We start from the raw sequence: 9,143 nt of genomic DNA on the forward strand, positions 1-9,143 counted from the left end.
GGCTTGGGTCGGTATGGTCCAGCAGGTGCTTTTTTTGTAGTGCTGATTTCTGGCCTTGTATTTTTTCTGTGGAAAAAGAGACCAAACTTTCGCAGGCAGGTTGAGAAAAATATTTTGCGAATGCCTCTGGTGGGCTCCATGCTCAAATCCTCCTTTAGTATTTCTTGCTTTGACACTTTAGCCGGACTTCTTAAATCCCAAGCCACTTTATTAGATTCGCTTTCTGTTTGTGCCCAAACATCTTCAATTTTAATTGGCCAGGATTTTATTTTTCAGACCTATAAATCCGTCAACGAAGGGGAATCTTTGCACGAGGCTTTTTCAAAGGGTTATCTGATTCAGCCTGATATGCTTGAAATGTTGTCGGTGGGTGAGCGTTCGGGTATGTTGGCCCACACGCTAAAAAGTATAGCCGACTTTTATCGAGCTGATTTGACTGAAAAGTTGGCACGTCTGGCTACTCTAGTCGAGCCGCTGGCTATGATTGGGATTGGTCTTTGTGTTGGCTTGATTGCGCTTTCTATTATTACGCCGATGTATGCCTTGACCCAGCATGTCTCGGCGCATTGAGTTTCTTCTGTCACGACAGGCCTGCAAAGGCAGTCTGATGCTCGAGCTTGTCATAGCCTGCATCGTCGGTTCACTGACGCTTGGTTTTGGATTCGAAATTATGTCTGGCAACATGCAATTGGAAAAAAATATTTTAGCCGATCAGACTTGGCTGGACTCTTTTGCGGCACTTTTTGGGGCGGCTTCTACTACACCTTTTGCGGATCATGTTTGGTCTCAGACTGTGGGAGAAAGAGGTTCACCCAATTTAGATGACATTTTTTTCCTGACTAGCGACTGGCAAAACGGATTTGGTAAAAGTACCTGTCGGCTTGGGCCAGACTTTTCCGCCCTCGATGTTTTTGATCCGGTAAAAATAGCCACAAATTGGTCAGATCGTTTCGATTGGCAATCTACGACGGTGCACCCAATTTCATTTTCCATCGAGGCTGACAGTATTCCGACAGCCATGGACGTGCGTGGCCGATATATCTACATGACGGCTGACTCGGCGCGGGCCACTAGCTCTGACTTTCATATTCTTGATCGCCATGATCCAGCGCACATAATAGCTTCGCTCGACACGGGGCCTGGACTTTTGTCGATAGCCACGGCAGGCACTCTGGCTTACGTGGGAAATTCAAGTGTGACCAACCAGCTCCAAATCATAGATATCAGTGATCCAACGCACCCATTTATCCGCTCAACCCTCAAAATGTCTGGATTGCAATCTGGAGCCAGCGCCGACGTCTTGTCTCTAGCTTTTGATTTTTATAATGGCTCGGCCAGGGTCTATTTAGGCATGGTCAAAAATGTGGGCGCCGAACTTCGTGTGATTGATGTCTCAGACCCAGACCATCCCCAAGAAATTGGTGGCTATGAATTTGGCTCTGGCATAAATTCAATCGCCGTCGATCACGGCCTTGTGTATGTGGCCACCCCAGCTAGTCAAGAATTGACAGTCTTGTCTTTTGCTTCGAGTCCGGCCTCAAGCACTCCTCCTTTGGTTGGCACAGAGGTTGGCTACTTTGATGCTCCAAAGGGTTCAGGCAACGGCAAGCATCTAGATCTTTCGATGGAAAAAGTTTTCCTTGGACGCACCAAAGGCGGGGGAGATGAGTTGTATGTTTTAAATGCTGCGAGCACTTCCATCCAAATCACTTCGCTCGCGTCTACCACATCCTTTCGGACAGGAGCCAGTATTGAAGGCATAATCGGACGCTGGCCAGTGGCCGGTATTTTTTCAGCTAGCACTACAGCGTCGTTTGAAATTGTTCAGTTTGGAGCAACGACCACGTTTCCTTTGGGGCAAGTACTGTTTTCTGCCAATTTATTAAAACCTGTCGCTCTGGATTGTGACGACACTTCTTTTTTTGCCCTGGTGGCGACATCTACAAATCCACTTTATCAGATTGACATACCTTTAAAAAAATAAATGCCAGTAAAAAAGCAAATGCAAAATTTGGAATCAACAAAACACAATAAGTGTCGCCACATGCAACATTGTAAATGTGCGTTCACGCTGATTGAGTGTCTCATTTATATCACAGTTTTTTCTTTACTTATGACCACTCTCATCCTGACCAGCTATGATTTGATTTTTGCTAGTCAAGCTCTCGACAGGCGAGCCTTTGAATATGTCGAGACTATTTTTAAAAATCCTCCGGAGCTAAGCTGGGAGATGTGGAAGAAAATAAAATAAAAACCATTACAAATAAAATAAGTATTTAACTAGGAAACCACTAAACTTGTGCCGGTCATCACCGCTGGTTTTTTGATACCCAGAAAGCTAAAGATGGTAGGCGTAAGATCAGCAAGAGTGCCGCCATCGCGGAGTGAAGTCACCGCGTGAGAAGTGACAATACAGGGTACTGGATTGGTGGTATGAGAAGTGTGTTTGATACCGGTCACTGGGTCAACATTCATTTCTGCATTGCCATGATCGGCTGTGATGATAGCCACGCCGCCGCGGGCAGTCAGGGCATCAATCACTCTCTTGAGCTGGTGGTCGACTTCCTCAACCGCCTGAATGATAGCCGGCACATTGGCCGTGTGCCCAACCATATCGGCATTGGCAAAGTTTATAAAAATAAAATCCGTGCCAGCATTTATTTCCTCAATCGCTTTATCCGCAATCCCTTCAGCCCGCATTTTAGGGGCAAGATCATGAGTCGGCACATCCTTGTGGCTTGGCAATAAAATATATTTTTCACCCGGATATTCTTTTTGCACACCCCCGTTCAGGAAATACGTAGCATGAGGAAATTTTTCGGTCTCAGCGATGTGGGCTTGAGTGAAGCCAGCTAGAGAGATTTCCTTGGCCAAAGTCGTCTCAATCACGGCAGGTGAAAAGGCGACCATGCATTTGAAGTCGGTGTTGTATTCGGTCATGGTCACAAAAAAGACATCTTCCTTTGGGGCCATCTCAATAATTTTCTGGGAAAGCATGCGTGCGCGGTCAGCTCGGAAATTGAAAAAGAAAACGCCGTCGTGAGGTTGAATACTGCAGCCCTTGCCATTTTCATCCAGACAGACAATTGGCTCGAGCATTTCATCAATCTTGCCTTCTTTGTAAAGATTTTCGACAAAAGTTGACGCCGGGGTGTTTTTGATTTGGCAAACATTGCCCTTACATTCAAAAAGAGCCTGCTCGTATTTAGCCAAACGGTCCCAGTTGTTGTCACGGTCCATAGCGTAAAAGCGACCGGAGACAGTAGCAATAAAACCGATTTTGACTTCTTGGAGAACGCGTTCAAGCTCGCGGAGATATTCGGCCGCGCTTTGAGGTGGAGTATCCCGACCATCTGTAAAAACATGGATAGCTACCCGCTCGATACCGGCTTCTTTAGCCGCTCGCAAAAAAGCAAAAAGGTGCTCCTGATGGCTATGGACGCCTCCGTCACCAATAAGCCCCTGAACATGAAGGACAGAATTATTTTTTTTGACGTGCTCAAAGAGGGCTATGAAAGCGGGATTTTTAGCATATTCGCCGGTGGTAATAGCCCTGCCAATCCGCACAAGCTCAGTATCCACAGGCTTACCGGCACCGATTGTAGTGTGCCCCACCTCACTGTTGCCCATTTGACCTTCTGGTAGACCCACAGCATTTCCACTGGCTTTGAGAAGAGTGTGGGGATAGGTATTCCAAATACTATGAAAAAAAGGTGTTTGAGCTGTGGCGATAGCATTGTCTTTGGTCTCTTCTCGATAGCCCCAACCGTCGAGGACAATGAGCATTGTTTGAATTTTATTTTTATTCATATTTTTATATTTTGAAAGCTCCTTTGCCGGCAAAAACGGCTTTTTTGCCTAGAGCCTCTTCGATGCGGAGGAGTTCGTTGTATTTGGCCACGCGCTCGGAGCGGCAGAGTGAGCCAGTCTTGATTTGACCACATCCGAGACCAACCACAAAATGGGCGATAGTCGTATCCTCGGTTTCTCCTGAACGGTGGGAAACAACCGCCGTCATGCCTGCTTTGTGAGCCATCTTGATGGCGTTGATTGTTTCGGTGACGGTGCCGATCTGATTGAGTTTGATGAGGATAGAATTGCCGGCTTTCTCATCAACCCCTCGTTTGAGGCGAGTGATGTTAGTCACAAATAAATCATCGCCGACGATTTGGACTTTCTTCCCAAGATTTTTGGTCATCATTTCCCAGCCAGCCCAATCGTCTTCAGAAAAACCATCCTCGATAGAGACGATAGGGAACTTCTTTAGCCATTCGCTGTAAAAGCTGACCATCTCAGCAGAGCTGAGTTTTTTATTTTCACTAGCTAGATCGTAGTAACCTTCAGGATTTTTCGGATCTGTTTTGTAAAGCTCAGTCGCGGCAGCATCAATCGCAATTGCAATGTCTTTACCTGCTTTATACCCGGCTTTGGTGACGGCCTCGAGAATGACTTCGATAGCGGCTTCGTTCGAGCCAAGTGATGGCGCATACCCACCCTCATCTCCGACCGAAGTGTTTAGGCCACGAGCGGTCAAGATTTTTTTTAGAGCGTGAAAAATTTCTGCGCCCATCTGGAGAGCCTGAGCAAAACTTTTAGCACCCACTGGCATGATCATAAATTCTTGTAGATCTGTAGACTGCTCGGCATGTTTTCCACCATTCAAGATATTCATCATCGGCAAGGGGAGAGACATGGGTTTGCCAGTCTTGGCGATGGAAGCAAAATATTTGTAGAGAGGTTTGCCTTCAGCATCAGCCGCGGCATGAGAAAAAGCCATCGACACTCCGAGAATAGCATTGGCTCCGAGCTTGCCTTTGTTTTCGGTACCGTCGAGGGCGATCATTTTGGTGTCGAGAGAAGCTTGGTCAAAAGTTTTTCCTTTAAGGGTTTTGGCAATAGGGCCATTGACATTGGCTACGGCTTTTTGCACCCCTTTTCCTCCATAGCGTACGCCACCGTCGCGGAGCTCAATAGCTTCATGAGAGCCTGTCGAGGCGCCAGAAGGGACAGCAGCCCGCCCCATTGAGCCGTTTTTCAGATATACATCCACCTCTACAGTGGGATTGCCTCGGGAGTCCAGGATTTCACGGCCAATAATTTTGGAAATGGTGTGCGACATAATTTTGGTTTTGCTGATTATTTTTATTCTTTTAACAATTTAATAAATAGTTCGTCTATGATACCATATGATGTATGTACACAAAACACCTCTCTCATTATTGGTTTAAACCCAGGAAAGTTGGCTGGTTTGCTCTTTTTTACCCAACTAATTTTCCGGGTTGGATCGTGACCTTCTCATGTGCTTTCTTCTTTGTTTACCTCCTATCCTTGTCGTTAGAAATGACTCATTCATTTAGTGATGCTCTCTTGCTTTTTGCTCCACGAGGGATCGTGGTCTTGCTTGTTTATGATTTATTTTGTTTCAGGGCGGGGCAGTATCCAACTTGGTGGCGCAAATAGGAAAATAAAATATCCCTCTCGGGAGAACGGACTAAAAGTCTGCTGACTTTTGTCCTCACGCTCGCGCCGTCGCGCTGCGCGAGTCTCCCTCAAGTGATATTTTATTTTCCTACTTACCCCCGTCAATCTTGTAGCCCCTGCCAGCTACGGTGTGAATCAACTTTTTAGTATTTTTACCGACTTCCAATTTTTTGCGGAGATTGCGGATGTGTGCTTCTATCGTATTTGAAAAAGGATCACCATTGACGTCCCAGACGTGCTCCATGATCACACCTCGAGAGAAAACTTTTCCGGGTGCACGCATCATGCATTCGAGCAATAGAAATTCTTTGCGGGTGAGGTAGACATCTTTTTTGCCTCGCGTCACTTTTTGTCGCGTTGGATCAATGGTCAAGTCGTCGATAGTCATAGTGGCTGATTGGATGGTGTAGGGTCTACGACGGACAGCTTTAATCCGAGCTAGTAGTTCTTCAAAGGAATATGGCTTGGTCAAATAGTCATCGGCCCCTACATCGAGCAGAGAAATTTTTTGATCTACATCTGATTGGACCGAAGTGACAATGATCGGAGTCATTACGTCAGCTTGCCTGATTTCCAAGCAGACTTCGGGGCCATTTTTCTTGGGTAGCCTGTTGTCGAGGATGATCACATCATATTCATTTGTCCGCGCCAGAAAAGATCCGCGGTCACCATCGGTTGCCAAGTCCACCACGTTATTTTCGTGCACAAGAGCTCGGCAGAGCACGCCACTCAGCTCAGAGTCGTCTTCTATCAAAAGGATACGCATAATTTTTATTTAAATTTTATTAATAATAGCAGATAAAAAACTTTCTGCTATTCGAAGTATATAATTAGCCACATTAAAGAAGCCTCAAGGAAAGATAAAGAAACAATGAAGAAGGTAATACGCCACCGCTTGCATTTTTCGTCAAGTATGCTATAATGCCGAGGTTGGTAGATTTCTCGTGTCGTTGTCGTATGTGTTAACTTAAAGTTACTTTTACGTACTAGCAGGGAAGGTCGTCTATCGCAAAAATATATAAGTAAATATACACGATACACAATGGCAAAAAAATTGTACGTCGGAAACTTGTCTTGGGGTACTACTGCTGATTCTCTTCGCGAAGCTTTTTCAAAAGCTGGCGGAGTCGTCTCAACAAATGTTATCACTGACAAAATGACCGGCAAGTCACGTGGATTCGGTTTCGTAGAAATGGAAGACGATGCAGCAGCTGCCGCTATTGACATGTTCAATGGCAAGGAAGTTGATGGCCGCGTCCTCACAGTCAACGAGGCTCGTCCTATGACAGACCGACCAGAGCGACGAAGCTTTGGCGGTGGCGATCGACGAAGCTTCTAAGCTTTTCGGTCCCAAAAACAAAACACTCTCAGCTCGTACGCACTCTATCTGTAGACATGAAAATGTCCTGGATGTTGCGAAACGTCGCTGAGAGTGTTTTGTTTTTGGGGCCTGGGATTGAAAACTTTATTGAATAAGACTACAGCAGCTTCTCAATTGCCTCCAAATTTCCCTCAGCGATTTTATAACTATTCTTAAACTTTCCTTCATTGCCTTTGTGGTAGTTGATGCCGGCTTGAGAAAATTTAATGCCGGAAGCCGTGGAAATCGACACGACAGTATCATCCTCTTTTATAAGACCATTAGCTCGGGCGGTGATAGCAGCGTGGAGAGCGACTGCACTTTGAGGACAAATGTTGGCGCCTGCCTGCATAAAGCGCGCCCAGGTGTCCTTGATGTCCTTTTCCTCAACAGACATGAAATGAATATGAAATTTTTTATAAAGCGACTCGATGCGGGGAAAGGAAACAGGGGCGTTGATGTTCATGGCGGAGGCGACGGTTTCCTTAAAGAGACCTGGTTCGTATTTTGTAAAGTCACTGCTCTCCCAGCGAGAGAGAGTGTCAGCGGCTGAGGCTTGAGCCCCAATGATGCCTGGCAAACGATCGATCATGCCGTGCTCCTTGGCACGGAGCAGTCCGACCATCAGAGCCGAGAGGTTGCCACCATTGCCGACTGGGATGACAATCCAGTCTGGCACCTGCCACTCGAGGTCCTGGAGGATTTCAAGCCCGATAGTTTCCTGACCGACAAGGCGCATATCATTTTTACTGTTGACGAGAACGTGTTCGGGATGATGGGCGGTAAATTCTTGGATCAATTTCATGCAGCCATCAAAACCATCTGGATGTTTGACTGCAATGACGTTGGCACCATGAGCCATAGCTTGAAAAAGTTGCGAATCAGCGATGTGCTCGTAGGGGAGCAGCACCGTGCAGGCCAGCTTGTCTTTTCTGTAGGCCGAATAAATAGCAGCGGCAGCGGAAGTGTCACCAGTCGAAGCGCAGGCGACACCCGTAATACCTAGCGCTGGGTTTTGCATTTGGAGACGGAGAGCGTCAGACACGGCGACAGGCATCCCACGATCTTTAAAACTTTCACTAGGGGACTGGCCTTCCATTTTGATGAAAAGTTTATTCAGCCCTATCTGTTTTTTTAGCCAGTCTGGGATCTCAAATAGGTCTGTCTGACCTTCATTAAGGGAGATGATGGCTTCCTCGGGAAAACCTGGGAGAATAAAATCTCGCCAGAGCCAGACGCCCGAATTGTTTGGATAAGTGCGACGCTCGGGACCGTAACGCAAAGCATCGAAATGCTCACAGAGCTGTTTACCGGAGCCGAGAGTCTGGGTGATGTAGGCTTCATCCCTTTCCACCATTAAAAGCTCATTGGTTTCAGGGTCAGTGTAGAGAAATTTATCGGGTGTATATGTTTTGCCAGATTTAATGCTTTTGTGCCAGAAATGGTATTTGTTCATGCGCCCAAGTCTAGCATAGACAGGGAATGTTATACTAGTCTGGTTGGTTTGGAAAAAACGGTTGAAATTTTATTTTCCGAAAGACAGCCACTCTATCAATTGGCCGCGGATATTATAATTGAATGTGGAGATAAAACTGTTGCGGAGATTGTTTCAGAAATAAAATTGAAAACAAAATAAGGGGTCATTGAGTTTGCCGACGATGTCAAAATGAGGTAACTTAGAGGTCTGCCAGGTCGAACAAAATAAAATAAGATGGAGAGGTGCGAGAGCGGTTTAATCGGCAGTCCTGGAAAGACTGTGTGCTGGAAACGGTACCAAGGGTTCGAATCCCTTCCTCTCCGCAGCGAACAAAAATCGCTTGCGATTTTGTGAGCGGAGGAGGGGAGCGATGCGCATGGACGCATCGCGTAAGGGATTCGAAAAGTCTGAGCATGTCGCGCGGAGCGTAGCGAGCACGACGCGAAGACTGTACCGCTCCTGTAAGGAGCGAATCCCTTCCTCTCCGCCAGAAATCGAAATCATTTCCTCATTGAAAGCAAAAAGACCGAACTCTAGCATTCCTGACAAATAAAATATATGATAAGGAATGTTGAATAATATATTTATTTTTGGCGCAAAGTATCTTTTCATCCTTTCACCTATCTTGGCGGGTATATTTTTCCTGATGCAGTCTCGCGCCAGGCAAAAGAAAATGCTGGTCCTTGCCGCCGTAGCCGTACCTCTCACATATGTTCTTGTTTATATATTGAACCACGTGTATTTTGACCCGCGGCCTTTTGTCGTAGGCAACTTTACTCCTCTTGTCCCACACATACCCGACAATGGATTTCCTTCGGATCACAC

9 protein-coding genes and 1 tRNA gene are annotated in these 9,143 nt (G+C 46.3%); 6 read left to right on the forward strand and 4 right to left on the reverse strand.

Features of this window, described 5'->3' with window-relative positions; genetic code table 11:
- From PHF79_03115 to PHF79_03125, 3 genes are all read left to right on the forward strand, one after another.
- On the forward strand, positions 1-570 hold a 570-nt coding region (locus tag PHF79_03115; protein ID MDD5318779.1), incomplete at its 5' end, for a type II secretion system F family protein.
- Positions 554-1,984, forward strand: coding sequence for a hypothetical protein (locus PHF79_03120; protein ID MDD5318780.1), 1,431 nt, complete (start codon positions 554-556; stop codon positions 1,982-1,984). The genes PHF79_03115 and PHF79_03120, both read left to right, overlap by 17 nt.
- A 60-nt stretch (positions 1,985-2,044) precedes the next feature.
- On the forward strand, positions 2,045-2,251 hold the full coding sequence (locus PHF79_03125) for a prepilin-type N-terminal cleavage/methylation domain-containing protein (GenBank protein ID MDD5318781.1): 207 nt from the start codon (positions 2,045-2,047) through the stop codon (positions 2,249-2,251).
- Between the two features lie 29 nt (positions 2,252-2,280).
- Here the strand turns inward: PHF79_03125 and gpmI are convergent, their stop codons facing one another.
- The 3 genes from gpmI to PHF79_03140 form a co-directional block, all read right to left on the reverse strand.
- A complete protein-coding gene (gene gpmI / locus PHF79_03130) occupies positions 2,281-3,810 on the reverse strand; it encodes a 2,3-bisphosphoglycerate-independent phosphoglycerate mutase (GenBank protein ID MDD5318782.1) in 1,530 nt (509 codons plus the stop codon).
- A gap of 4 nt (positions 3,811-3,814) precedes the next feature.
- Positions 3,815-5,119: a phosphopyruvate hydratase gene (eno, locus tag PHF79_03135; protein ID MDD5318783.1), complete on the reverse strand. Its 1,305-nt coding sequence runs from the start codon at positions 5,117-5,119 to the stop codon at positions 3,815-3,817.
- A gap of 450 nt (positions 5,120-5,569) precedes the next feature.
- On the reverse strand, positions 5,570-6,247 hold the full coding sequence (locus tag PHF79_03140; protein ID MDD5318784.1) for a response regulator transcription factor: 678 nt from the start codon (positions 6,245-6,247) through the stop codon (positions 5,570-5,572).
- Between the two features lie 276 nt (positions 6,248-6,523).
- Between PHF79_03140 and PHF79_03145 the strand changes: the two genes are divergently transcribed.
- Positions 6,524-6,820 carry an RNA-binding protein gene (locus PHF79_03145; GenBank protein MDD5318785.1) on the forward strand — a complete coding sequence of 99 codons (297 nt, stop codon included), beginning with the start codon at positions 6,524-6,526 and terminating at the stop codon, positions 6,818-6,820.
- 139 nt (positions 6,821-6,959) lie between these two features.
- On the opposite strand, the gene thrC is transcribed toward PHF79_03145, so the two are convergent.
- Positions 6,960-8,297 (reverse strand): threonine synthase, encoded by a 1,338-nt coding sequence (gene thrC / locus PHF79_03150; GenBank protein ID MDD5318786.1) that lies wholly within the window; start codon positions 8,295-8,297, stop codon positions 6,960-6,962.
- Positions 8,298-8,554: 257 nt separating this feature from the next.
- Here thrC and PHF79_03155 point away from each other — a divergent pair.
- Together PHF79_03155 and PHF79_03160 are read left to right on the forward strand one after the other, a co-directional pair.
- Positions 8,555-8,641: transfer RNA gene (locus PHF79_03155), tRNA-Ser, on the forward strand.
- Between the two features lie 245 nt (positions 8,642-8,886).
- The coding region (locus PHF79_03160; protein MDD5318787.1) for a phosphatase PAP2 family protein at positions 8,887-9,143 on the forward strand (257 nt) is incomplete at its 3' end.

It is taken from the genome of Candidatus Paceibacterota bacterium, from assembly GCA_028714275.1.
In the GTDB taxonomy this organism is placed as follows: Bacteria; Patescibacteriota; Minisyncoccia; order Phycocordibacterales; family CAINVO01; genus CAINVO01.

Excerpts from the sequence above, each read along its gene's own strand:
- PHF79_03140 (MDD5318784.1), bottom strand. The coding sequence starts at position 6,247 with ATGCGTATCCTTTTGATAGAAGACGACTCTGAGCTGAGTGGCGTGCTC.
- PHF79_03125 (MDD5318781.1), top strand. The coding sequence starts at position 2,045 with ATGCAACATTGTAAATGTGCGTTCACGCTGATTGAGTGTCTCATTTAT.
- eno (MDD5318783.1), bottom strand. The coding sequence starts at position 5,119 with ATGTCGCACACCATTTCCAAAATTATTGGCCGTGAAATCCTGGACTCC.
- PHF79_03120 (MDD5318780.1), top strand. The coding sequence starts at position 554 with ATGTCTCGGCGCATTGAGTTTCTTCTGTCACGACAGGCCTGCAAAGGC.
- thrC (MDD5318786.1), bottom strand. The coding sequence starts at position 8,297 with ATGAACAAATACCATTTCTGGCACAAAAGCATTAAATCTGGCAAAACA.
- PHF79_03145 (MDD5318785.1), top strand. The coding sequence starts at position 6,524 with ATGGCAAAAAAATTGTACGTCGGAAACTTGTCTTGGGGTACTACTGCT.
- gpmI (MDD5318782.1), bottom strand. The coding sequence starts at position 3,810 with ATGAATAAAAATAAAATTCAAACAATGCTCATTGTCCTCGACGGTTGG.